Genomic DNA, 24,073 nt, shown 5'->3' with positions numbered 1-24,073 from the left:
CGGCGCTAACCGGGCAACACCAGCACCGGCACCGGGCTGTGCCGGATGATCTTGGCGCTGCGCGAGCCCAGGAACACCCTGGCCATGTCGCCGCGCGGTCGGGTGCCCAGCGCCAGGACCTCGCCGTCCTCCCAGTCCGCCGCGGCCAGCGCATGAGCCCAGGTTCTGCCGGTAACCACTTGCAGTGCAACATCTTTGCCGACGATGCCGTCAGTCTTGAGGTTTTCCAGGATTTCTCGCGCCTGCGACGCCCACGCGTCCAGAATCGAATCCTCGACGTTCAGACCCACCTCAGGCGGGTACATCGTCTTGCCGCGAACCGCGAAGGTGAGCACCCGCACCGGCACCCCGAACCGCCGCGCGTACTCGACGCACCGGCGCAGCACCTCGACCGACTCCGGGGTGGCCGAATAGGCGCAGGTGAGCCGTGTCAACCTACCGGCGTGGGCGCGGTATCCGCGCGGACTGATCGCCACCGGCACCGGCGAGGAGTGCAACAGCCAGTCGGCGGTCGACCCGATTACCACCTGCCCACGCCGGGCACTGGGCAGCGATCCCAGCACCAGGACCTGGGCTTGGGCTTCCGTGACGACCTCGATCAGCCCGCCAGAGACCGACCGGTGCGCGCGATGGGAGTAGGTGACCTCGATCCCGTCGGTCAATTTGCGCAGGTAGCGCTGGGCTTCTGCGGCCGACTCGGCGGCCAGCTGCTCCGCCCATTGCTCATATTCGGCGTCGACACGGGCAAGCGAAGGTGTCAGCCACGGCCTGGGGACGATGGTCGCCACGGTCAGCGAGGTTTCCAGCGTCCGCGCCGCGCGCACCGCCAGGTGCAACCCTGACAGCCCGACCTTGCCGGCCAGGTAGCCGACGACGACGGTCACGTCACTTCCTTCATGGGTTCGTTGGGTCGTTGGTCGTTTAGCGCGCTGTGATGACGGCCCCAGGCCAAGTAATAGATGAGCGCCACCGTGACCCATCCACTGAACGCGAGCCAGGTGTACCAATGCAAGCTGGCCAGGATATATCCGCACGCCAGTATCGACAGGACGGGCGTCACCGGATAGCCGGGCACCTTGAACCCGCGGGGCAGGTCGGGTTGGCGCACCCGCAAGATGATCACGCCGGCAGAAACGACGATGAATGCGGTCAGCGTGCCGATGGACACCATGTCGGCCAGCTTGTCCAGCGGTACGACGGCCGCCAGAATCGACGCCACGGTCGCGACGATCACGGTGTTGTTCACCGGGGTCATCGTGCGGGTATTCACCGTCGCGAATCGCGGCGGCAGCAGTCCGTCGCGACCCATCGCGAACAGGATGCGGGTCATGCCGTACTGGGTGACCAGCGTGACCGAGAAGATCGAGATCACCGCACCCGCGGCCAGAATGGTGCTGGGCCACTGCGCGTGCGTGACGTTGTCCAGAATGGTGGCCAGCCCGGCCTCTTCCTGCCCGGCGAAGTTCTGCCAGGGCTGCGTGCCCAGCGCGGAGAGCGCGACGAGCACGTAGACGCTGGTGACGATTACCAGCGCCGTGATCAGCGCACGGGGCATGGTCTTTTGCGGGTCTTTCACTTCGTCGCCGGCGGTCGACACGGCGTCAAGGCCGATATAGGAGAAGAAGATCGTCCCTGCCGCGGAACCGATGCCGGCGACACCGAACGGAGCGAAGTCTTTGAGCTGATCGGCGTCGTAGGCGGTGAACGCGATGATCACGAACATCCCCAGCACGCCCAGCTTGATCAGCACCATGATCGCGTTGACCTTCGCCGATTCGCTGGCACCGCGGATCAGGAGCAGTGCGCACATCCAGATCAGCAGGACCGCCGGCAGGTTCACAACGCCCGGATGGGCGTCCCACGGCGCCGACGACAACGCATGCGGCACCTGGAATCCGAACAGGTTGTTCAGCAGCTTGTTGACGTAGCCGCTCCAGCCCACCGAGACCGCGGCGGTGGCCACTCCGTATTCCAGTAGCACGCAGGCGGCGACAACCATCGCGACGGCCTCACCCAACGTGGTGTACGCATAGGAGTACGACGAACCCGAAACCGGCACGGCGGAAGCTAATTCGGCATAGCAGATGGCGGCGAGCCCAGCTGCGATGCCGGCGATGATGAACGAGACGACCACGCCCGGCCCGGCTTGCGGCACCGCCTGCGAAAGCACGAAGAAGATGCCGGTACCAATCGTGGAGCCGACTCCGAACATCGTCAGCTGGAACGTGGTGATACCGCGCTTGAGGTGGTCTGCGGCCCCGTGAGCGACAGGAGCGCCGCCCACTGGGCGGCACCTGAACAACTGTTGCCTCAGACTGATCGAAGGGGCGGTCATTGCACCTCCCGTTGGTTGAGATCAGCTGATTATGCTGCCTCGCCCAACGCGGCGGCGAACTGGTAAACCGCCCAGTCGATTTCCTCTGCCGTGATCACCAGCGGCGGCGCGAACCGCAACGTCGAACCGTGGGTGTCTTTCACCAGCACCCCGCGGTCGGCCAACCTCAGGCTCATTTCCTTGCCGCTGCCCAGCGCCGGTTCGATGTCGACGCCGGCCCATAGCCCCACGCCGCGCACGGCGAGCACACCGTCGCCGATCAGTCCCCGCAGGCGTTTGTGCAGATGCGCGCCCAATTCGGCGGCGCGGGTTTGGAATTCTCCCCGAGTCAGCATGGACACCACGGTGGTGCCGACGGCCGCGGCCAACGGGTTGCCACCGAACGTCGACCCGTGTTCGCCGGGTTGCAGCACCCCGAGGATCTCGCGGTCTGCGACCACTGCCGACAGCGCGACGACCCCGCCGCCCAGCGCCTTGCCGAGCAGGTAGATGTCCGGGACGACGCCCCAGCGGTCGCAGGCGAAGGTGTAGCCGGTGCGGGCCAGCCCGGACTGGATTTCGTCGGCGATCATCAGCACGTTGTGCCGGCTGCACAGCGCACGGACGGCCGGCAGGTAGTCGTCGGGAGGGACGATGATGCCCGCCTCGCCCTGGATCGGCTCGAGTAGCACCGCGACGGTGTTCTCGTCGATCGCGCGCGCCAACGCGCCGGCGTCGCCGAACGGTACCGAGCGGAATCCCGGTGTGAACGGCCCGAATCCGTCCCGTGCCACCGGATCGGACGAGAAGCTGACGATGCTGATGGTGCGGCCATGAAAGTTGCTGTCGGCCACGATGATATTGGCTTGGCCCGCAGGGACGCCCTTGACCTTGGTGCCCCACTTGCGGGCGACCTTGAGCCCGCTCTCGACGGCTTCGGCCCCCGAATTCATCGGCAACACCAGGTCTTTGCCGCACAACTCGGCCAGCGCGGCGCAGAACGGGCCGAGACGGTCTGAATGGAAGGCACGACTGACCAGCGTCACGGTGTCGAGTTGGGCGTGGGCGGCCGCGGTGATCTCGGGATTGCGGTGGCCGAAGTTGACCGCCGAATAAGCGGCCAGGCAGTCTAGGTAGCGCCGACCGTCGACAGCGGTGATCCACGCGCCCTGCGCGCTTGCCGCTACCACCGGCAACGGCGAATAGTTGTGTGCCGCATGTCGTTCGACCAATTCGATCGCGGTCACGGCTTCGTTCGAGGTCGGTATGGCGTCCAGAATCGTCACCGGTGTACCTCCAACGTGCAGCACTTGACGGAGCCGCCGCCCTTGAGCAGCTCGGACAGATCGACGCCGACCGGCTCGAAGCCGACCGCACGCAGCTGTGCGGCGAAACCTGTTGCGGCCGAGGGCAGCACCACACGAAGTCCGTCGGAGACGACGTTGAGCCCCAGCACGTAGGCGTCGGCGCTGCCGACCACGATCGCGTCAGGGAACAGCGCGTGCAGCCGCGCCTGGGCGGCCGCGCTGAAGGCGGGCGGGTAGTACGCAATCGTCTCGTCGTCGAGAACGGCCAGCGCGGTGTCGAGGTGATAGAAGCGGGGATCCACTAATTCGAGGGAGATTACGTGCATCCCCAGGGCCGCGGCGATTTCGGCGTGAGCACGCCGATCGGTGCGAAAACCGTAGCCCGCCAACACCATTTCGCCGACCTTCAGCAGGTCGCCCTGTCCCTCGTTGACGTGGCGGGTCGAGATGGGGCGATAGCCGACCGACGACATCCACCTCGAGTAGGCCTTCGACTCGCCGGCCCGCTCGGCAAATCGGAATCTGGCGACGACGGCAATGCCGTTGGCGATGAACCCGCCGTTGGCGGCGTACACCATGTCGGGCAGCCCGGGCACGGGCTCGACCAGCTCAACGGTGTGGCCCAGCAGAAGGTAGGTCAGGTGCAGCTGCTCCCACTGCGCTAACGCGACGTCGACGTCGACCGGTGTGCCGGTATCCATCCAGGGATTGATCGCGTATTCGACGGCGAAGAATGCCGGCGGGGTCATCGCATACCGGCGGGTGCGGGCCGTGCGGACCCGGTGTTGCAGCGGAGGCGCATGCGCGGCGACAAAGAAGTCCGACATGAAATCAACGATATTTTGACGCTGTGGCACAATCAAACGTCGGCTGTTGCGTGTCCAGCATGTATTTATTGCGCTAAAGTCGCATAAATAGCGATCTATTGCGTCAGAGTGCTTAGAGGAAGCCCATGGAACGACTAGACGACACCGACGAGCGCATCCTGGCCGAGCTGGCCGAGCACGCGCGGGCGACCTTCGCCGAGATCGGGCAGAAGGTGAACCTGTCCGCCCCGGCGGTGAAGCGTCGCGTCGACCGGATGCTCGACAGCGGGGTGATCAGGGGCTTCACCACTGTCGTCGACCGCAATGCGCTCGGTTGGAACACCGAGGCGTATGTGCAGGTGTTCTGCCACGGCAGGATCGCGCCCGATCAGCTGCAGGCAGCCTGGGTGGACATCCCCGAAGTGGTCAGCGCGGCAACCGTTACCGGCACGTCAGACGCGATCCTGCATGTGCTGGCGCGCGACATGCGGCATCTGGAAGCGGCGCTGGAGCGGATCCGGTCGAGCGCCGACATCGAGCGCAGCGAGAGCATCGTGGTGCTGTCGAACCTGATCGACCGGGTGCGGCCCTAACTCCTGCGGCCGCCGCGAGCGACCGCAAATGTACGCGGATGCCAGCGTGTCGCCGTACACATACGGACGCTCGCAGCGTCGCGAGCGGCCCTAACGGGCGAGGTGGAACATCGTCTCGATCGTCACAACCGAACAGCCGGCCACGATGACGATCGCCAGCGTCACCCAGTCCGCCAGTTTCGGTCGCCTCGGATTGGCACTCAGCTGACCGGTGCCGCCACGGGCGGTGATGGCGTCGCCCATCTCGTCGGCGCGCCGCAGCGTGACGGTGATTGCGGCGGTAAGCAAGTCGATCAGCTCCAACGCGTGTCGCCGACGCCGGGCCTTGCGGCTTCTCGGTATCCGCTTGGGCCGTAGCCGGCGAGCCGCGTAGAGCACCTGGAACTCGTCGATCAACATCGGGAAGGCACGCAGCGCCAGCGCCAAAGCCACCGCCCATTCGTCGACCGGGATCCGGAGCAGTCGCAGCGGCCGGCCCAAAGTCGCTATGGCGGGACCGATTTCGGCGACGTTGGTAGTCCAGGACACCATCGCGCCCAGCGCGAGCAAGACGATCGACAGCGCGGTGAACCGCAGGAAGTTCAAGGCTCCGCCGAGGCCGACCTGGGTCCCGCCCAGCGAGACGATCGGGCTGCCACCCGCCAGCGCCGCGGTGACAAACCCGAAAGCGAGCAGCATCCACAGCCAGCGCGGTACCGACGGCATCGCGCCGCGCGGAATGCGCGCAATCCAGATCGCCGCAGTCACCAGGGCCGCCACCAACCCGATCGTCACCCATCCGGGATAGAAGGAGAGCAGCGCCGAAAAGGCGAAAACGACCAGCAGTTTGGTGCCGGCCCACAGGTCGTGGATGGTGGACCTGCCAGGCACCGGAACCAGCAATACCACCGGACGAGACGGGCGCTTGTTCGCCCCGCGCTCCGACGTCGAGATCGCGGTCACGACACACCTCCCGCCGCGGCCGGCATCGGCTCAACGGCACCACCGCGCAGGTGCAAGATTCGCGGGCAAAGATCCTCCAGCCCGGCGAAGTCATTGGAAATGACGACCACGGTCAGACCCCGTTCGCGGCGCAGGTCCTCGAGCAGCCGCAGCAGGCCACGCTGGCTGGCCGCGTCCAGCCCCGCCAACGGCTCGTCCAGAATCAACGCCCGCGGTGACCGGGCCAGTAGCCCGGCCAGCACCACACGACGCATCTGGCCGCCGCTGAGTTGGTCGATGCGCCGCTTGGCCAGGGTGGGATCCAATCCGACGACGCTCAGCGCGGCGACCACCCGGTCTTCGTCACGCCGTGAAAAGCCGGCTGCCGAAGCCACTTCCAGATCGACGCGGCTGCGCATCAGCTGCAGCCGGGCCGCCTGGAACGACAACGCCACCGCGCCGACCTGCTCGTGGGTGGGCCGCCCCTCAACCAGACAGGCGCCGGTTGTCGGAACGGTCAGCCCCGCCATGATCCACGCCAACGTCGACTTACCCGAGCCGTTGCCGCCGTGGATCAGCACCCCGTCGCCCTGCTCCACCACGAAACTGACGTCGCGCAGTGCGGTCTTGGCCCACGGTGTGCCGCTGCCGTATTCGTGACCGACGCCGATCACTTCGAGTGCGGCGGCGCTGCGGCCGTGATCCACCGACACGGGCTGCGCCGGCGTGTGCGCCTTTTCGGTCATGTCGGTGTTGTCCGGTGAATCGCTGAGGTTGATCGCGCGGTCCGCGGACTGCGCCTCGTTGTTGAAGTGGGTGATGTGGACCAGCGCGGTCCGGTGCCGTTTGGTCAGCCCCGACAGCACCTTCAACAAGGCGTCGCGGCCCTGCTGGTCGACCATGCTGGTGACTTCGTCGGCGATCAGCATCGCGGGCTCGCGGGCCAGCGCCGCGGCCAGGGCAAGGCGTTGCAGTTCGCCGCCGGACAGGCTTCCGGTGTCGCGTTCGGCCAGTGCCTCGAGGCCGACCTCGCTGAGCAAACGGTCGACATCGACATCCGTGCCCGGCGGTAGCCCCCACACCACGTCGTCGGCGACCCGGGTGCCCAGCACCTGGCTCTCCGGGTGTTGCAGCACCACCGCCGTGCCGCCCAGCTTGCCCAGACCCACCGTGCCGGGACGATCGACAGTGCCCGACGTCGGTTGCCGGCCGGCCAGGATCAGCATCAGCGTGGTCTTGCCGGAGCCGTTCGCGCCGGTGATCGCGACATGTTCGCCGACCCGCAGATCCAGGCTGACCTGGCGCAGCGCGTCCTGGGCGGCGCCCGGGTAGCGGAAGCGGACTTTGTCCAGCCGCACCGGCACCGGCCCGACCGGAACGTCGGGGTCGCCGTCGGTGGCCGGGGCGTCCAGCTTGTGGACGTCGGGGATACCGCGCATCCGCTCCAGCACACGCGACAACGCCCACCACCCGATCAACGACACGATCAGGACCATGATGACGAAATAGACGCCCAGCACCCACGGCCAGTAATGCATGCCAATGGCGAAATACCGCTTCAAGCCCGCCGCGAGGCCCCCCATATGCACCCGGGTCAGGAAGGACGCCGTCCCCTCGGTGTTTGCCGTCATCGCGGCGAAGATCAGGTGCCGCAGCCTGGACATCACGGCCAGCGCCCCCACGTTCGCCGCGCCGAAGAAGACGCCGGCGATGAGCGCCGAGACGATCACCGTGGGTGTGCCCCGGCGCTTGCGCTTGATCAGTCCGGTCAGCCCGCCGATATAGACGCTGTTGACGACAGCCATGAAGCCGCCCAGCCCGGCGATCAGAAAGGCGATCATCCCGGCGGCAACGGTCGCAGCGACGAGGACCCGCATCCGGTAGCGGTAGGCCAACAGCCCCATCGGCACGGTGCCCAGCAACGCCAAGCCCGCGGCAAAGGGAACGACGACAGAAATGATCGCGGTCACCGCGCACAGTGCCGCCATGACCGAAGCCTGGGCCAGTTCGCCCGGATGCAGCGCTCCACCCCGATGGCGCGTAGAGGGAGGGTCCGGGGCGATCACTTCATCGATTGTGCCAGGCCGCAGCGGTATGCCCGCGCAGCGCACCGCGCGATGCAAGTTTTGGCGCAACGGTATTGGCGATTGGTCTCGCATAGCAAAGCTATGCAACGATGGGTGCATGAATTCGTCCGCTCCCGCCAACCACGAGGACGTAGTTGACGCCGCAAACACCCAGCCCCCGCCGGGCCTGGGAGCGGACTTGCTCGCCGTGGTCGCGCGACTCAATCGACTGGCCACGCAGCGCATCCAGATGCCATTGCCATCGGCGCAGGCCAGGCTGCTGGCCACGATCGAAGCCCACGGTGAAGCACGAATCGGAGACCTGGCCGCCGTCGACCACTGTTCGCAGCCGACGATGACCACGCAGGTGCGTCGGCTCGAGGACGCCGGCCTGGTCTCCCGAACCGTCGACCCCGGCGATGCCCGGGCTGTCCGAATCCGCATCACGCCCGAAGGGATGCGCACGCTCACCGCGGTCCGGGTCGACCGTGCCGCCGCTATCGAACCGCAGCTGGCGCAGCTCGATCCGGCCGATCGCCAGGTGCTGGCGGACGCGGTCGAGGTGCTGCGCCGCCTGCTCGAGAATTCCGCAGCAGCGCCACGTCGCAACACGCTCTGACCAGCAAAGGTCGGCCGGCGGTGGCTAGACCATCTCCAGCGGGTAGACACTTGAATCGCACTAGGTGGTCTGGCGGCTCAACTGGGGGCCTCAACTGAAAGGTGGCGGCAATGCGGCCCGAGGCTTCCGCTTCCCAAGCCTCCCCGTTGACGGTCCTGGTCGGGTCCACGACCTACGTCTTTTCCCCCGGCCCCGACGTGATGGTGGGTTCCGGCAGCCAGTGCCACATCCGACTGGACGCCGATGGGAGCGGCAAGACGGCGCCCGAGGGACTGGTGCTCCGCTTCGCCGACACTCGCTGGGTGGCCATCGATAGCAGTGGCGACGGCCTCGTCGTCGACGGCGTCCGGGTGGCCACGGTCGACATCCACGACGGTCTGCAGATCACGATCGGTGATCCGCAGCAGGGTCCGCGGCTGGCCTTCTACGTCAGACCCGCAACCCCTACACCTCCGCCACCGCCAGACCCGGCCCCTGAGCCGGCGACCCCGCCCGTCGCGGCGGAGCCCGCTGCGCCGGACCCTCCTGCGCCACAGCATCTGCCCCCGACGGAGCAGCCCACCAACAGAATGCGCGCAATCCAACTCGAGCCTGCGACGGAGTCGCCGACCGGGCCGATCCCGTTGCCGCCGATGGCGTCGCCGCCCGCGCCGCCGCCGGAGCCACCGCCCGCTGCGCCACCGGAGCCCCCACCTGCGCCGCCAGAGCCCCCCGCGCCGCCGGAGCCACCGCCCGCTGCGCCACCGGAGCCCCCGCCGGCCACGCCGCCGCAGACCGTGGCCCCGGGCCCACCGCCTCCCGCCCAACCCGAACCCCGGCCCACCCAACCGGGTTCGACCTTCCGGCTGCCGCTGAAATCCGATGCCCGCACGGACGGGGTGGCGGCATACCGCGTGGGGCTGACCGCCGGCAGCGTCGCGGGGCACGACCTGCTCACGAACGTGTCGTTCGCAGCGCGTCCGGGAACGTTGACCGCCATCGTCGGCCCGTCGGCCGCACGCAACTCCGCGCTGCTCGACGTACTCAGCGGCGTCCGGGAACCCAGCTCCGGCACGATCACCGTGGACGGCCACGACGTGCACGAGTCGACGCATACCCGGATCGGGATAGTGCCGCGCGACGAGCGGGTGCACCCGCGGCTCACGGTGGAACGGGCGCTGACCTACGCCGCCAAGCTGCGGCTGCCCCCCGACACCTCGGCCGATCACCGCAGTCGGGTGGTGGACCAGGTTGTCGACGAGCTCGACCTGACCCCGCACCGCAAGACCCGCATCGGCAAACTGCCACCCGAGATGCGGCGATGCGCGTCGATGGGGATCGAACTGATCAGCCGGCCAACGCTGCTCGTGGTCGACGAGCCGGGCGCCGGGCTGGATGCGGCGCAGGCGTACCACGTGCTGACGATGCTGCGGCGGCAAGCCGACATCGGGTGCGTCGTGGTGGTAGCGATGTCATCGATCGACCTGAATCTGTGCGACGAGCTGTTGTTGCTGGCCCCGACCGGCACGTTGGCCTTCGCCGGTCCGCCGACGCAGATCGCGTCCGCGATGGGTACCACCGACTGGTCGGAGATCTTCGCGCGGCTGAACTCCGATCCCCATGGCGCCTATCGCGCCCATCTGTCCCGGCAACCCGAGCCGTCGGCGCCCCCTCCCGCGGCTGCACCTCTGCCGCCGCCGGCCCCCCTCACCCTCGGCCAGCAGATCCGGTTCGTTGCCGGCCGCCAAGTCCGACTGCTGCTCGCGAGCCACATTTACTTCCCCTTCCTGCTGATGCTGCCGGTCGCACTGGGCGCGCTGACAGCGCTGATTCCCGGCAATTCCGGTTTCGCCCGGTCTACCCCGCCCAGCCCCAACGTGCATGAAGCGATCGAAATCCTGGCCGTCCTCAACATCGCCGCGGTGATCATCGGTAGCGCCCTGACCATCCGCGAGCTGGTCGGGGAACGCCGGATCTTCCGGCGCGAGCAGGCCATCGGGCTGTCGACGCCGGCCTATCTGCTCGGCAAGCTGATCGTCTTCGGTGTGGCCGCGGCCGTCCTGTCAGCCGTGCTGACCGCCATCGTCATCGCCTTAAAAGGCGGGCCCGTGCACGGCGCTGTCCTGCTGCACAATGCCGACGTCGAGTTGTACTTGGCCGTGGCCACCACAGCCGTCGTCTCGGCGATCATCGGGCTGGCGGTGTCCACGCTGGGCAACTCGTTGCGCGAGGTCTTGCTGCTGCTGCTGCCGGTGATCCTGGCATCGCTGCTGTTTTCCGGCGGGCTGGTTCCGCTGGTAGGCACCTGGGGCTACGACCAGGTCTCGTGGTTCGTCCCGGCCCAGTGGGGATTCGCCGCGTCGGCGTCCACCGTTGATCTACACCGAGTCGACCCGCTTGCCGCCAACGCCCAGATGTGGACGCACTATTCGGGTTGGTGGGTGTTCGACATGGTCGTACTGGTCTTCTTCGGCGTGGTGTGGGCAGCGTTCGTCCTGTACCGGCTGCTCCCGCCCCAACGCGAGACCCGCACCGGTCGCCCTGGCACGGGTCACGCGGACGCTCCGATCAGCAATCCGACCAGGTAGGTCGCCGCGACCGCGGCCGCACCGAGCAGCAACTGCCGGGAGGCGGCCCACCACACCGGTTTGCGGGTGAACCGCGCGGTCAGACCACCGGCGATGAGCAGGCCGGCGGCACCGCACGCCAGACCCGCCGTCAATGACCCGTAGCCGAGCAGGTACGGGATCAGCGGAATCACCGCGCCGATCGCGAACATCACGAAGGACGCGCTCGCGGCCAGTCGGGCCGAGGGCTTCTCGGCGGGATCCAAGCCGATCTCGCGTACCAGATGGAAGCTGACCGCGCGGTTCTCGTCGCGGTGGATCTCGTCGGTCGCGGTCTGGGCGGTTTCCTTGGTCATGCCCATCGCGACGAGCGTGTCGACGAGTTCGGCTCGCTCGGCCTGCGGGCGGGTGCGTAAGGCTCGGCGCTCGACGTAGACCTCGGATTCGATCTGCTCGTTGGAGGTGGTCACCGACGTGTATTCGCCCAATGCCATCGAGAACGCACCGGCCAGCAGGCCGGCGATGCCGCTGACCGTCACGGCATGCGGACTGCTGGCGGCCGCCACGCCGGCGATCAGGCCGGTATTGCTGACCAGGCCGTCCATCGCGCCGAAGGTGGCCGCGCGCAGCCAGCCGCCGCTGATATCCGGATGGGTGTGCCCGACGTCGTAATCCGGTTTGGGATCATTCGCTGCTGACGATGCCATGAGCTCATCTAAACGCGGGCAGTCACCTATGTTGCGCGAGCAGACGTTACAAGTATCGCCGGACGCGGCTGCAGTACTCGAGATATTCCGGGCCGTACCGCTGTCGCATGAATTCTTCTTCCCGCAACACCTGGCGATGGAACAGCAGGGCGCCGCCAACCAGATAGCAGAGGGGAATCCAGTTGGGAAATACCAAGAACTGACCGACCAGGAACAGAAAGAAGCCGACATAGATCGGATTGCGGCTCACCCCGAAAATGCCCGTGGTGACCAGCCGGCCGGGTTTGTCGACATCGATGCCGACCCGAAAGCTGTTGCCGAATGACACCAGGCTGAGCACCAGGATGAGCACACCGACCAGGCAGAGCCCCACCCCCACCCAGGCGATGGCCGTGGATCGGAAGAATCGCTGGCTGCTAACCAGAGGCCAACCGAAGGAGGCGGCGAACACCGTGTGGAAGTAGAACAACGCCACCGGCGGTATCAGGAAGTCGGTTTTGTCGAGTTCTCCGAAATGCATTGCCCGAGTACCGGTTCGGCGCAGCAGTAGAACTCGGCTCAGCACCGTGCCCAGTAGGACGACGACCAGGGCAGCGGCTAGATGGTTCGGCACGCCATTTAGTTTGCGCGAGCAGACGCGACAGCACCCGCACACTCGGCGGGTCGGGTGCTTTTGCGTCTGCTCGCGGCACGTTACGGTCGGGTTATGGCGCCGAATATGACAAGCACTGCCGATCATCTGCGCAACGCGCTGGACGGGCGTTGGCGGGACGTGAAGAACGAGACCCGAGAGAGGATGAACCACGAACAGTTCCGCCCGCACTACACCCCGAACACGGTGATCGCGCGCGCCAAAGTGGCCGAGCAGATGAAGCTCATCGCCGGCGCCGGAATCTCCGACGAGGGATTTCGCAAAGAGCATGGCGGAACCGGCGACGTCGGTGCGGCCATCACCATGATCGAGATGCTGGCGATGTCGGATCTGTCGCTGATGGTCAAGGCAGGCGTGCAGTGGGGCCTGTTCGGCGGCGCCGTCGAGAACCTGGGCACCGAGCGACATGCGGCGTACGTGAAGGACATCATCACCCTCGACCTCCTCGGTTGCTTCGGGATGACCGAGACCGGACACGGCAGCGACGTCCAGTCCCTGGAGACCACCGCGACCTACGACGCCGAAACAGAAGAGTTCGTCGTCCACTCCCCCACCCCGACGGCCCGCAAGGACTACATCGGCGGGGCCGCCGAGACCGCCACTATCTCAGCGGTTTTCGCGCAGCTGATCACCACCGAGAACGGCGAGCAGGTCAACCAAGGCGTGCACTGTCTACTGGTGCCACTCCGCGACGCCGACGGCAATGATCTGCCGGGTGTGACGACGTCGGACTGCCACTACAAAGGCGGCCTGCCCGGCGTCGACAACGGCCGCATCATGTTCGACCATGTCCGGGTTCCGCGGGTGAACCTGCTGAACAAGTACGGCGACGTCGAACCGGACGGCACCTATAACTCGCCGATCGACAACGCCAACCGCCGCTTTTTCACCATGATCGGCACGCTGATCCGGGGCCGGGTCACGGTGGGCGGCAGCGCCGGCAACGCGGCGCACGTGGCGTTGGACATCGCGACCCGATATGCGTTGCAGCGCAAGCAATTCAGCTCACCTGACGACGACGGTGAAGTGCTGATCATGGACTACCTGGTGCACCAGCGCCGGCTGTTCCCGTTGATAGCACGCTCATACGCGCTGCAGTTCGCGCAGAACGAGCTGGTGTCCAAGTGCCACGACCTGCAGACATCGGACGTCGTGGATGCCGATGAGCAGCGCGAGCTGGAAGCTCGTGCCGCCGGGCTGAAGGCGGCCAACACCTGGCACGCCAGCCGGGCGATCCAGGAGGCCCGGGAGGCCTGCGGCGGCGCCGGCTACATGGCCGAAAACCGGCTGATCGCACTGCGTGCCGACACCGACGTGTTCACCACCTTCGAGGGCGACAACCACGTGCTGACCCAGTTGGTGGCCAAGGAACTGCTCACCGCCTACGCCGACGACATCAAAAGCATGAGCCCGGTCGAGTGGGTGCGGTTCGCGGCCAACACAGTTGGTGAACGGGTGATGAAACGCACTGCGGCCGAGGCGATTATGCAGCGGATCGTGGATTCCAGGCAGGACAGCGAAGAAGAGGGCAGCCTGTTCAACCGCGGTACCCAGGTCAACATGTTCGAGGAGCGCGAGAACTATCTGTTGTCGTCGGTCGCGCGCCGGTTGCAACGCAAATCCAAAGAGATGTCGGCATTCGACGCGTTCAACGCGGTGCAGGATCACGTGCTGCACGCGGCGATCGCGCACATCGACCGGGTAGTGCTGGAAGCCTTCGTCGCCGGGATCGAGTCGTGCCCGGACCGGGAGGCCCGCGAGCTGCTGGGACTCATGTGCGACCTGTATGCCCTGTCGGTGATCGAGGAAGACAAGGCCTGGTACGTCGAACACACCTACCTGTCCACCGAGCGCGCCAAGGCGGTCACCCGGGGTATCAACGATCGGTGCCGCAAGCTGCGCCCGCATGCCAAGACACTGGTCGACGGCTTCGGCATCCCGGAGCCACTGCGTTACGCAGAGATGCTGCACCCGGAGAATCTGTCCGGCTAGGCCCGCCGAGCCACACTTACTGATTCGGGATCGAGTCGAGCGCCCGCAGCTTGCCGTCGGCTCCGATCTGGAACTTCACGGTGCCCTTGCCGCTGGGACAGCAGGGCTCATCCTTGCCCTTCCGCCACTGATACTGAACCGTGATCGTGTCATCCGTCTGCGCCAGCACCGTGATGTAGGGCTTCGGATTCGGAGTCGGTGAGCCCAGCGGTGTGTTGTGGTCGAAGAACAACAGCTGCTGGGGAGTCGACTCGTCGGCAATGGTCGGGATGATCTGCACCCAATACAACCGGCACTTCTTGGTATGTCCCCGTGCGATTTCCACCCACATCGAACCCGGAACCGTGATCGGGACCGCAGCGATGGCCTGCTTCACCGTGTCGGCAGTAGGTCCGTCGGAGCTCTTGCAGGTCTCGGCCGGCGGCGCCGACGATTTGTGCGGCTCGGAGCCGCAACCCGAAACCAGCAGAATCAGCAGGGTCACCACCAGCCGACGACGCACCCGACGAGCTTAACGAACACTGTGAATGTCCCACTGGTTTAGTCGGAATGCCAGTTCTGGTCGGCGATCGCGCGGTAGCGCCGGTAGCGTGATAGTAGCGACCGGTCGACGTTGACCTGCGAAAACCTAGGTCGGCTGGAGTATTTCCCCGCCACTTCACCAGCACACCGGGGCCATTGCGAGGAAGCCGTAAAACGGAGGAAACCTCGGATACCCGGCGGCGAAACATCTTTGTCGCACGATTCAGCGCAGACCGCCCGTTGCGCATCCGAGGGGAGGTAGGTGTGGCTGACCGGCCCGGCAGAAGCACCGTGCACACCATGTGCGCCTACTGCGGTGTCGGCTGCGGCATGGTGTTGCAGCTCACGACCGACCCGGAAAGTGGCCGGCGTCACGTCGCCAAGGCGAGCGGAAACAAGGCTCACCCAGCCAACTTTGGCCGATTGTGCACCAAGGGCACGACCACTGTGGACCTGCTCAACGCCCCGGGCCGGATGGAATCGGCGTACCTGCGGGCCGACCGCGGCGAGCCGCCCGAGGCGGTCGACGTGGACGAGGCGATAGCCCAGTCCGCCAAGCGGTTGCGAGCGATCATCGACCAACACGGTCCCGACGCCGTCGCCTTGTATGTGTCGGGGCAGATGTCCACGGAGGCACAGTATCTGGCGAACAAGCTGGCCAAAGGGTTCATCGGCACCAATCAGATCGAGTCGAACTCACGACTGTGCATGGCCGCTGCAGGTTCTGGCTACAAGCTGTCCCTGGGTGCAGACGGACCGCCCGGCTCGTACGAGGACTTCGACCACGCCGACGTCTTCTTCGTCATCGGCTCCAACATGGCCGACTGTCACCCAATCCTGTTCCTGCGCATGATGGACCGCGTCAAGGCGGGCGCCAAATTGATCGTCGTCGACCCGCGCCGCACCGCGACCGCCGAAAAGGCCGACCTCTTCCTGCAGATCGCACCTGGAACCGACCTCGCGCTGCTCAATGGTCTACTGCGCTTGATCATTGAGAATGGGCACACCGACGCCGAATTCATCTCCGAGTTCACCGAAGGCTGGGAGGCAATACCGAGTTTCGTCGGCCAATACACTCCCGCCAAGGTCAGCGAAATCACCGGCATCCCTGAGCAAGACATCCGCACGGCGGCCCGCTGGATCGGCGAGGCCGCGAACTGGATGAGCTGCTGGACAATGGGACTCAACCAGAGCACCCACGGTACCTGGAACACCAACGCGATCTGCAATCTGCACCTGGCCACCGGCGCGATCTGCAGAACCGGCAGCGGCCCCTTCTCACTCACCGGACAGCCCAACGCGATGGGTGGCCGCGAAATGGGTTACATGGGGCCAGGATTGCCGGGTCAGCGCTCGGTGCTGTCAGCTCACGACCGCGAATTCGTGGAAGATCGGTGGGGCATCTCCCGCGGGTCGGTGCGCACCGACATCAGCGCGGGCGTGATCGATATGTTCTCCCGGATGGCCGACGGCCAGATCAAGGCATGCTGGATCATCTGCACCAATCCCGTTGCCACCGTGGCCAATCGCAAGACGGTGCTGGCCGGTTTAGGGAGAGCCGAGCTGGTGATCACCCAGGACGCGTTCCTGGAGGCCGAGACCAGCGAGTACGCCGACGTGCTGTTGCCGGCCGCCCTGTGGACCGAGTCCGACGGGGTGATGGTCAATTCCGAGCGCAACCTGACGCTGTTCCAGGCGGCCGTCGAGGCGCCGGGCCAGGCACTACCGGACTGGCAGATCATCGCCCGAATCGCTTGCGAGATGGGGTTTTCAGACTGGTTCAGCTATGACTGCGCAGCCAACGTCTTCGAGGAGATCAAGCAGTTCTGGAACCCGACGACCGGTTACGACCTGCGCGGTGCCAGCTATGACCGGCTGCGGCAGGCACCGCTGCAGTGGCCTTGCCCACCCGACGGCGCGAGTGACCGCAACCCGATCCGTTACCTCAATGACGGGGTCAGCCAGTCGCTTTTGGTCCGCGAGGACGGCAGCGTGCCCCGGTTGGCCTTTCCGACCGCCAGTGGTCGCGCGGTGTTCTTCGCCCGCCCGCACCTGCTGCCGGAGGAGATGCCGGACGACGATTACCCGTTCGTGCTCAACACCGGCCGGCTGCCGCATCAATGGCACACACTGACCAAGACCGGCAAGGTCGCCAAACTCAACAAGCTCAACCCCGGGCCGTTCGTCGAAATTCATCCCGACGACGCCGCCCGACTGCAGATCCGCGATGGCGATTTTGTCGAAATCGCCTCCCGCCGTGGGCGAGCCGTGCTGCCCGCCGCGGTCACCGACCGGGTGCGGCCCGGCGACTGCTTTGCGCCATTCCACTGGAATGACGTCTTCGGCGAATACTTGTCCATCAACGCGGTCACCAACGACGCCGTGGATCCGATCTCGCGCCAACCGGAGTACAAAGCGTGCGCGGTCACGCTGACGAAAGTCGCTGTCGTCAAACCGGCGTCGCACACCGCAAAACCCGCCGCCGACGAGCCGGAAACCCGCCTGGCCAAGGTCGATGCCCTCGCCGAAATCCTCGGCATCGCAAACGAACCGGCGCCGCAGTTCGGTCCGCTCGGTCGCGCGTATCTGGTGGGACTGCTGGCCGGGCTCCGTTCGGAAGTCGGGCGCCGCACGCCCGGGGTGCCCACCCTGCCGCTCAGCGCCCCATTCGATTCCGCCACCCGGCAGTGGGTGGATGGTCTGCTGGCGGGGATGTTCGCCCGCACCGACACATCCCGGCCGGATGCGGTGTCCAGCAGCGAGGAACCAGCGGCAGCCACGCGCGCACCGATCGTGGTGTTGTGGGCCTCGCAGACCGGCAACGCCGAAGAGCTCGCCACGCATGTCGCCGCGCAACTGGGTGAAGCGGGGTTGCCGGTCGCGCTGCACAGTATGGACGACTTCCCGCCGGCAGCCCTGCCGACCACACGAGAGATGCTGCTGATCACCAGCACCACCGGGGACGGCGAACCACCTGACAACGGCACCGCGCTGTGGCGGGCGCTAACGGCCGGCGGCGCAGCGCAACTCACTTGCATGCGCTACGCCGTTCTGGCGCTGGGCGACTCCAATTACAACGACTTCTGTGGCCACGGACGCAAACTCGACAAGCGGCTCGCCGAGCTCGGCGCCACCCGCATCGTCGACCGGGTCGACTGCGAGCCCGACTACGACGGCGCCGCGGCCGGGTGGCTCAGCGCGGTTGTCGAAACGCTGACCGGCACACCCGCGTTGGTCGGTGACGGCAGCGACGCACCCACCGCGCTCACGTCCCCACCCCGTCCGGCCGGCCGACCAGCGACACACATGTACTCCAAGAAGCACCCGCTGATCACCGGCATGCTCCGCAACACCACTCTGAGCCGGCCCAGGTCGGCTAAAGACGTGCGGCAGTTGGTGTTTCATCTTCCCGAACAGACCGTGAGCTACGAGGCCGGCGACGCTCTCGGTGTCTGGCCACGCAACAATGACCGGCTGGTCGACGAATGGCTGGCTGTCACCGGACTGGACGGCCAGACCCCGGTGGAAGTCTCCGAGCACGGTGTGATGACATCGATGTCACTGCGCGACGCTGTTACCGAACGATTCGAGATCGCTCACATCAGCCCCGACCTGCTGCGGTTCGTGCAACATCGGACCGGCGACGCCGAGCTCACCGAATTGATGAAGCCGGAGAACAAACGCGCACTTTCCGATTGGACCTGGGGCCGCCAGTCCGTCGACCTGCTCGCTCAATCGCCGGTCAAAGCCTCCGTCGACGAGTGGCTGACCGTGCTCAAACCGCTTCAGCCGCGACTGTATTCGATCTCATCCAGCCCCAAGGAGAACCCGCGCGAAGTCCACCTGACGGTCTCGCCGGTGCGCTACAACTTCCAGGGCGTCCCCCGCCGGGGAGTGTGCTCCACCTATCTCGCCGACCGCTCCCCCGGCGATCAGATTGCGCTCTACGTGCGGTCATCAAGCAATTTCCGGCCCCCCAGGGACCCGCACACCCCGATGATCATGATCGGCCCGGGAACCGGGATCGCGCCCTTCCGCGGCTTCCTGCAGGAGCGTCGCGCGCTCGGCCACACCGGACCCAATTGGCTGTTCTTCGGCGAGCAGCACGCCGCCACCGACTACTACTACCGCGACGAGCTCGAGAAGATGCGCGTCGACGGCTTCCTCACCGAACTGGACCTAGCGTTCTCCCGGGACCAGCGCGAGAAGGTCTACGTGCAGCACCTGATGCGCAACCGCGGTGCCCGGCTATGGCAATGGCTGCAAGACGGCGCACAGCTGTACGTGTGCGGCAACGCCGACCCGATGGCCAAGGATGTCGACCGCGCGATCTGCGACATCGCGGCCGAACAAGGGAACCTCGACCGCGACGCGGCCAAGGAGTACGTCCGCTCGCTCAGCGCCGACAAGCGTTACCACCGGGACGTCTACTAGGGCGATTGGCCTAACTCACGTCGGCGGACGACCACAGCGACAAGCTCATCGAAGTCGCGGCCGCTCATAGCTGCGTCAGGTTGGGCCCACCCGACGGGCGGCGCTTCGGGCAGTAGTCCGGGAGTGACGCGACGAGCCGATAGCTCGCTTCGGCCCACGACAAAGCGGTGCCTGCCGGATTGCAGGTGAAGAGCTGTGGTCGCCGATGCACCGCGACGAGTCCATTGGCCCAGCCGAGCATCACCAAAGGGAAAGACATCGTCTGGCCACCGATCGACCGTCAGTCCGTCGGGAGTGACAGAAATGACGAGCTCTTTTTTGCGAGCGCGGTTCAGATACGGGATGGGCGCGATGCCCAGCCCCAACAACAGCACTGCGAAGATGGCCGGGGCCACGCCACTTTCCATTGCGGCGGGAAACTTCGAAGTCACCATGGCAACAGCCGCGAGAAGTGCCAACCCCGCCACAATGAACGGGAGCATGAGCCTGGTGGAGTGCTTGGCGGTCATGACGCGTGCCACGAACCGGCGCTTCTCACCGTCATCCTGGTCCATCGGCAAATCGTCCCACCGCAAACGCTCAAAGCGATGACACGGCGTGCTCTGAGCTCAGGCGGTCCCGCCGGCCGGCGCCTGATTAGCGCGCGTAGTCCCTTGCCGCGTCGGTGTCGAGGTGTTCGGCCGAGGCCTCGCAGACGCACACCTTCGCGGTCTTCGGCAACCACCGCCACAGCTGGGCGCCACGCTTGCGCATCATGTGCTGCGCGTACACGCTGTCGCACTTTTGCTGGGAGAAAGCGAAGTCCAAGTTGACCGGTAAACCTGCCCAATCGACGTGGTCACGTGCCCACGTCTGGCCACTCGCCGCGTTGTCAGTTGCGTTGCCAGGGCGCCGCCAGCACTGCAACGGGCAGTCAGTGTTCACGGCGTCCGGACCTGCATCATCACACTCCCGAGCCACGAGAACATCCCTCCTCGAGTGCGCGACCACTTGACTGCATAGTGCGACGAAGATGTTTCGGCTGCGGGTGTGCGATGTTTCCGCCGCATTACGGTTGCCCACGAGGAACCGGTGGCACACCTACGGCAACGACGAGAAGCGTGGTGGGACGCGTCGCTGAAAAATTCATCCTGAGGCAAACTCAATGGTCGCAGCCACAACCCGGGTAGTGATACACGGAGGGTCACTCAACACGGGAGCAAACAATGAATGCACCGGCCGCCGACGCCATCAATTCACGAGAGCTCCCTAAGCTGCTCGAGTCGTCCACAACACCACGCGTTGTGGACGCGCGGACGCCTGCAGAATTCGAGACCGCGCACATCGCGGGATCCGTCAACGTGCCGCTCGACCTGCTGGATAAGCACGGTCCCGAAATCGCGCAGCACCTCGACCAGGACGACGTCGTGCTGGTGTGCCGCTCGGGTCAACGCTCAACGCGGGCTCAGGCGCTGTTGCGAAACGCCGGACTGACGGGCGGGCGTGTTCTCGAGAACGGAATCATCGACTGGGAGGGGCAAGGCTTCGCGGTCGACCGCGGTGTGCAGCGTTGGGACCTCGAGCGTCAGGTGCGCCTGGTCGCCGGATCGATTGTGTTGTCCTCGGTCCTGGGCAGCATCGCCGTGCCGCAACTGAAATGGGTGGCCGCCGCGGTCGGTGGTGGCTTGACCTTCGCGGCGCTCAGCAACACCTGCGCGATGGGCACAGCGCTGTCCAAGTTGCCGTACAACCGCGGTGCGAAATCCGACGTCGCCACGATCTTGGCTTATCTCAGCGCCGCACAGCACGCCGAGCAGGTGGGTTAGCCCGACAGCTCACTCGACCACGACGGAAATCGTCTGAATCGCGTTGCCGCCGTATCCGAGACGATTCCATTCGGGTTCTTCGGGCTGAGTGCACCCGGACTGATCGGTGGCCCGCGCCCGCACGGTCGTGACCCCTCCGGTCGCCGAGCCGGCTGCACGGCGCTCGCAATGCGTGAATAGTTCCCACCATTGCCAGCTGTGCCGACGGCGTTCGCCGACGAGTCGCGCCGGCCGCCACGGGCCCTCGCCGATGGAGACATCGACCCGTTCGATCGGCGCCGCGCCCGACCAGGCGACGCCCCGCACGACAAACCCATCGCCGGTCACCGATGCGCCGTCAGTGGGTTCGGCGATCAACGCGCGAACGCGCTGCAAGCGAACGGGTTCTCGGACAATGGCGCCGTCGCGTTTCCACTCGTAGCTGTAACGCTGCGTCTGGAAAAACGCCTCGAACGGATGGTCGATGACCTCGATCTCGGTCAGCCACTTGACCGATGCCACCGAATACCAACCGGGAACTATCAACCGGACGGGACGACCGTGCTGCAGCGGCAATGGTTCACCGTTCATCGCGTAAGCGACGAGCGCACCGCAGCCGCGTGCATCGTCGACCGACAGCGCGCGCTCGAACCGCACCGGCGCCGTGGCGCCCTCGACCAATCCCGCGTCAGCACCGCGGAATACGACGTCATGGGCGGCGGCCGCCAGGCCCGCCCGGTCCAGGATCTCCACCAGCGGTACGCCGGTCCACTCGGCGGTGCTCGCGGCCCCGAAACGCCACTGTTCGCCGGCGACCGGCGGGTTGAATTTAGCGCGGCCGTTGCCGGCGCATTCCAGGGTTGCGACGAGGGACTGCGACGGCATATCGCGTAGATCGCGCAAGCCAAAACGCAACGGCCGCTTAACTATTCCGGTGACCGCCAACTCGTACAACTCCGGATCCAGCACCGGCGTGGTGAAGTGGTTACGGATATAGAAGTGGCTGGAAGGCATCACGACTCCGCCGATGAGCTCGGCGAGCGAGGTCTCACAGTTCAGTGGTTCCTCGCGATGCATCACCAGACCGTGGTTTCCGCCCTGGCTCACGACCGGCAGGCCGGCCGCCGCCCATGCACACATGCCGCCCGCCAGGTTGACGGCGTCGAAGCCCGATCGACGAAGCGACGACGTCACCGCCGCCGAGCGGCCACCCGAGCGGCAAACCACGACGATCCGGCGGTCGCGGGGTAACTCATCTTGCCGAGCATGCACGCGACCGGTCGGCAGCAGCACCGCTCCGGCCGCGTGCTCGGTACACCACTCATCGGGCTCACGCACGTCGAGCAACAGCGCACCGCCATCGACCATCCTCTTGGCCGCGCGTGCTCCGATTTGCGGCGCGTCCCCGATGGCCTCGACTTCGTCGCCGCACGACGAGACCAGTCCCGCGGCCTGCCAGGCGCCGAATCCGCCAACCAGGTCCGATACATCGTCAAAGCCCGCCGCCCGCAGCATGCTCGCGGCCACCATCGAGCGGTAGCCGCTGGCGCAGTAGAAGACCACTGGTGCTGTCCGATCAAGCCTTTCGATCGAATCCGCGACGACCGCGAGCGGCATTCCCAGCGCACCCGGAATGGCGCCGGCCGCCGCCTCCTGGGGGCTGCGCACATCCACGAGTTGCAGGCAAGGCTCGAGGCCGCGCAATTCGGCGAACTGCTCGATGGTCAGTCGTGAACTGGTCGCCACGAGATCCGGCCGCAACGCGAAAACCTCTGCGAGGTCGCGTAGTTGACCGACGACCCGGTCGTAGCCTACGCGGGACAGGCGGATTTTGCTCTCCCGAGCCAGCGCAGCATCGCCGACCAGCACGATGTCGCGGTCTGGTGACAACACGTTGCCCGCCCACTCGGCGAAACGTCCCTGCAAGCCGACGTTGACCGCACCGCTCAGGTGGCCGTACGCATAGTCGGCCGGTTCGCGGCCGTCGAGGAGGATGGCACCGGCCTGGGCGAGCTCGCATACGTCGTCGATATCCAGTATGGGCAACGGCTTTTCGTTCAGCAGCGGTCGTACCGAGCGATTGCGGTGTGCGGCGAACTCGAAGTATCGCGGCCGCGCCGGCTGACCCTTCATCACGACTGCGACAAATTTGTCCACATCGATCGTCTGCAGTGCGTAGTTGGTCTGCCGCTGTTCGCCGATGGTCGAGCTGGTCTCGTTCGACAGCTGCTTACCGCAGCTCGACCCGGCGCCATGCGCGGGAAACACTCGCGTGGTATCGGGCAGCTTCAGGAGCTTGCCGTGCAAGGACGCAAAAAGGGTCTGAGCGAGTGCCTCCGCCGACACGCCCGGCGCGACCAGCAGATCTGGACGCCCGACGTCACCGACGAAGAGCGTGTCACCGGTGAGCACGCCGTAGGGAATCTCGTCGTCGGCGTGCTCGTAAACCACGATGCAGATCGACTCGGGAGTGTGACCGGGCGTCGCGAGGATCTCAAGTGTCACTTCTCCCAATGCGATTCGCTGACCGTCCCGCAACAATTCGATCGGGAACTCGACATCGGCACCCTCGCCGAAGGAGATCAGCGCACCGGTGGCAGCCGCCAGTTCCAAATGCCCGCTGAGGAAGTCGGCGTGGATGTGTGTCTCGATGACCCGCTCGATAGCGAGTCCGTGCTGCGCCGCTTCGCCGAGGTAGTCGTCGATATCCCGGCGCGGATCAACCACGACCGCACGGCCGGTGGTCTCATCCCCGATCAAATAGGAGGCGTGCGAAAGACAGGCCAGGTAGTGCTGTGTGAAGATCATGT

At 66.1% G+C, this 24,073-nt stretch carries 18 protein-coding genes and 1 pseudogene; 6 read left to right on the top strand and 13 right to left on the bottom strand.

What is annotated here, in order from left to right; all coding sequences use genetic code 11:
• Positions 1-5: 5 nt before the first annotated feature.
• Genes VML93_RS27465 through ddaH form a run of 4 tightly spaced genes read right to left on the bottom strand, consistent with a single transcriptional unit; the run spans position 6 to position 4,448 of the window.
• A complete protein-coding gene (locus VML93_RS27465; RefSeq protein ID WP_325615404.1) occupies positions 6-884 on the bottom strand; it encodes a universal stress protein in 879 nt (292 codons plus the stop codon).
• On the bottom strand, positions 881-2,335 hold the full coding sequence (locus tag VML93_RS27460) for an amino acid permease (RefSeq protein WP_325615403.1): 1,455 nt from the start codon (positions 2,333-2,335) through the stop codon (positions 881-883). The genes VML93_RS27465 and VML93_RS27460 overlap by 4 nt, the downstream gene beginning before the upstream one ends.
• 29 nt (positions 2,336-2,364) lie before the next feature.
• Positions 2,365-3,600, bottom strand: coding sequence for an ornithine--oxo-acid transaminase (gene rocD / locus VML93_RS27455; protein WP_325615402.1), 1,236 nt, complete (start codon positions 3,598-3,600; stop codon positions 2,365-2,367).
• Positions 3,597-4,448, bottom strand: a complete 852-nt coding sequence (gene ddaH, locus VML93_RS27450; RefSeq protein WP_414686461.1) for a dimethylargininase — start codon at positions 4,446-4,448, stop codon at positions 3,597-3,599. Before ddaH ends, rocD begins: the two co-directional genes overlap by 4 nt.
• A gap of 125 nt (positions 4,449-4,573) precedes the next feature.
• Here ddaH and VML93_RS27445 point away from each other — a divergent pair, with 125 nt between their 5' ends.
• Positions 4,574-5,020: an Lrp/AsnC family transcriptional regulator gene (locus tag VML93_RS27445; protein ID WP_325615401.1), complete on the top strand. Its 447-nt coding sequence runs from the start codon at positions 4,574-4,576 to the stop codon at positions 5,018-5,020.
• 90 nt (positions 5,021-5,110) lie between these two features.
• Here the strand turns inward: VML93_RS27445 and VML93_RS27440 are convergent, their stop codons facing one another.
• The gene (locus VML93_RS27440; protein ID WP_325615400.1) at positions 5,111-5,962 is read right to left on the bottom strand and encodes an energy-coupling factor transporter transmembrane protein EcfT; all 852 of its coding nucleotides are present in this window, start codon (positions 5,960-5,962) and stop codon (positions 5,111-5,113) included.
• Positions 5,959-8,007 carry an ATP-binding cassette domain-containing protein gene (locus VML93_RS27435; RefSeq protein WP_325615399.1) on the bottom strand — a complete coding sequence of 683 codons (2,049 nt, stop codon included), beginning with the start codon at positions 8,005-8,007 and terminating at the stop codon, positions 5,959-5,961. Before VML93_RS27435 ends, VML93_RS27440 begins: the two co-directional genes overlap by 4 nt.
• 118 nt (positions 8,008-8,125) lie before the next feature.
• On the opposite strand from VML93_RS27435, the gene VML93_RS27430 reads away from it, so the two are divergent.
• Complete coding sequence (locus VML93_RS27430) at positions 8,126-8,626, top strand: MarR family winged helix-turn-helix transcriptional regulator (protein WP_414686460.1); 501 nt, start codon at positions 8,126-8,128, stop codon at positions 8,624-8,626.
• Positions 8,627-8,736: 110 nt separating this feature from the next.
• Entirely contained in the window at positions 8,737-11,193 is a 2,457-nt protein-coding gene (locus tag VML93_RS27425; protein WP_325615398.1) for an ATP-binding cassette domain-containing protein, read from the top strand.
• Here VML93_RS27425 and VML93_RS27420 read toward each other — a convergent pair.
• Together VML93_RS27420 and VML93_RS27415 are read right to left on the bottom strand one after the other, a co-directional pair.
• Entirely contained in the window at positions 11,157-11,879 is a 723-nt protein-coding gene (locus tag VML93_RS27420; protein ID WP_325615397.1) for a VIT1/CCC1 transporter family protein, read from the bottom strand. The genes VML93_RS27425 and VML93_RS27420 overlap by 37 nt on opposite strands.
• Positions 11,880-11,925: 46 nt before the next feature.
• A complete protein-coding gene (locus VML93_RS27415) occupies positions 11,926-12,492 on the bottom strand; it encodes an isoprenylcysteine carboxylmethyltransferase family protein (protein WP_325615396.1) in 567 nt (188 codons plus the stop codon).
• A 93-nt stretch (positions 12,493-12,585) separates the two neighbouring features.
• Here VML93_RS27415 and VML93_RS27410 point away from each other — a divergent pair, with 93 nt between their 5' ends.
• Positions 12,586-14,523 (top strand): acyl-CoA dehydrogenase, encoded by a 1,938-nt coding sequence (locus VML93_RS27410; protein ID WP_325615395.1) that lies wholly within the window; start codon positions 12,586-12,588, stop codon positions 14,521-14,523.
• A 16-nt stretch (positions 14,524-14,539) separates the two neighbouring features.
• Here the strand turns inward: VML93_RS27410 and VML93_RS27405 are convergent, their stop codons facing one another.
• Entirely contained in the window at positions 14,540-15,007 is a 468-nt protein-coding gene (locus VML93_RS27405; protein ID WP_325615416.1) for an LppP/LprE family lipoprotein, read from the bottom strand.
• A 338-nt stretch (positions 15,008-15,345) separates the two neighbouring features.
• Here VML93_RS27405 and VML93_RS27400 point away from each other — a divergent pair, with 338 nt between their 5' ends.
• Positions 15,346-19,479, top strand: coding sequence for a bifunctional nitrate reductase/sulfite reductase flavoprotein subunit alpha (locus VML93_RS27400; RefSeq protein WP_325615415.1), 4,134 nt, complete (start codon positions 15,346-15,348; stop codon positions 19,477-19,479).
• Here VML93_RS27400 and VML93_RS27395 read toward each other — a convergent pair.
• A complete protein-coding gene (locus VML93_RS27395; protein ID WP_325615394.1) occupies positions 19,476-20,033 on the bottom strand; it encodes a hypothetical protein in 558 nt (185 codons plus the stop codon). The genes VML93_RS27400 and VML93_RS27395 overlap by 4 nt on opposite strands.
• Before the next feature lie 82 nt (positions 20,034-20,115).
• The gene (locus VML93_RS27390) at positions 20,116-20,286 is read right to left on the bottom strand and encodes a hypothetical protein (RefSeq protein ID WP_325615393.1); all 171 of its coding nucleotides are present in this window, start codon (positions 20,284-20,286) and stop codon (positions 20,116-20,118) included.
• A 398-nt stretch (positions 20,287-20,684) separates the two neighbouring features.
• Here VML93_RS27390 and VML93_RS27385 point away from each other — a divergent pair, with 398 nt between their 5' ends.
• Entirely contained in the window at positions 20,685-21,284 is a 600-nt protein-coding gene (locus tag VML93_RS27385; protein ID WP_325615392.1) for a rhodanese-like domain-containing protein, read from the top strand.
• Positions 21,285-21,293: 9 nt separating this feature from the next.
• Here the strand turns inward: VML93_RS27385 and VML93_RS27380 are convergent, their stop codons facing one another.
• Positions 21,294-22,631, bottom strand: a complete 1,338-nt coding sequence (locus tag VML93_RS27380; protein ID WP_325615414.1) for a molybdopterin-dependent oxidoreductase — start codon at positions 22,629-22,631, stop codon at positions 21,294-21,296.
• 78 nt (positions 22,632-22,709) lie between these two features.
• Positions 22,710-24,071 (bottom strand): annotated as a pseudogene (locus VML93_RS27375) (MBL fold metallo-hydrolase); the annotation flags it as partial.
• Positions 24,072-24,073 lie beyond the last annotated feature (2 nt).

This window comes from Mycobacterium sp. (assembly GCF_035499775.1).
In the GTDB taxonomy this organism is placed as follows: Bacteria; Actinomycetota; Actinomycetes; order Mycobacteriales; family Mycobacteriaceae; genus Mycobacterium.
The sequence above is the reverse complement of the archived record's forward strand: the minus strand, read 5'-3'. Positions and strand labels throughout refer to the sequence as shown.

Coding starts and splice junctions, on each gene's coding strand:
- VML93_RS27460 (WP_325615403.1), bottom strand. CDS start 2,335: ATGACCGCCCCTTCGATCAGTCTGAGGCAACAGTTGTTCAGGTGCCGC.
- ddaH (WP_414686461.1), bottom strand. CDS start 4,448: ATGTCGGACTTCTTTGTCGCCGCGCATGCGCCTCCGCTGCAACACCGG.
- VML93_RS27445 (WP_325615401.1), top strand. CDS start 4,574: ATGGAACGACTAGACGACACCGACGAGCGCATCCTGGCCGAGCTGGCC.
- VML93_RS27430 (WP_414686460.1), top strand. CDS start 8,126: ATGAATTCGTCCGCTCCCGCCAACCACGAGGACGTAGTTGACGCCGCA.
- VML93_RS27425 (WP_325615398.1), top strand. CDS start 8,737: ATGCGGCCCGAGGCTTCCGCTTCCCAAGCCTCCCCGTTGACGGTCCTG.
- VML93_RS27420 (WP_325615397.1), bottom strand. CDS start 11,879: ATGGCATCGTCAGCAGCGAATGATCCCAAACCGGATTACGACGTCGGG.
- VML93_RS27410 (WP_325615395.1), top strand. CDS start 12,586: ATGGCGCCGAATATGACAAGCACTGCCGATCATCTGCGCAACGCGCTG.
- VML93_RS27400 (WP_325615415.1), top strand. CDS start 15,346: ATGTGCGCCTACTGCGGTGTCGGCTGCGGCATGGTGTTGCAGCTCACG.
- VML93_RS27395 (WP_325615394.1), bottom strand. CDS start 20,033: ATGGACCAGGATGACGGTGAGAAGCGCCGGTTCGTGGCACGCGTCATG.
- VML93_RS27385 (WP_325615392.1), top strand. CDS start 20,685: ATGAATGCACCGGCCGCCGACGCCATCAATTCACGAGAGCTCCCTAAG.
- VML93_RS27380 (WP_325615414.1), bottom strand. CDS start 22,631: ATGGTCGATGGCGGTGCGCTGTTGCTCGACGTGCGTGAGCCCGATGAG.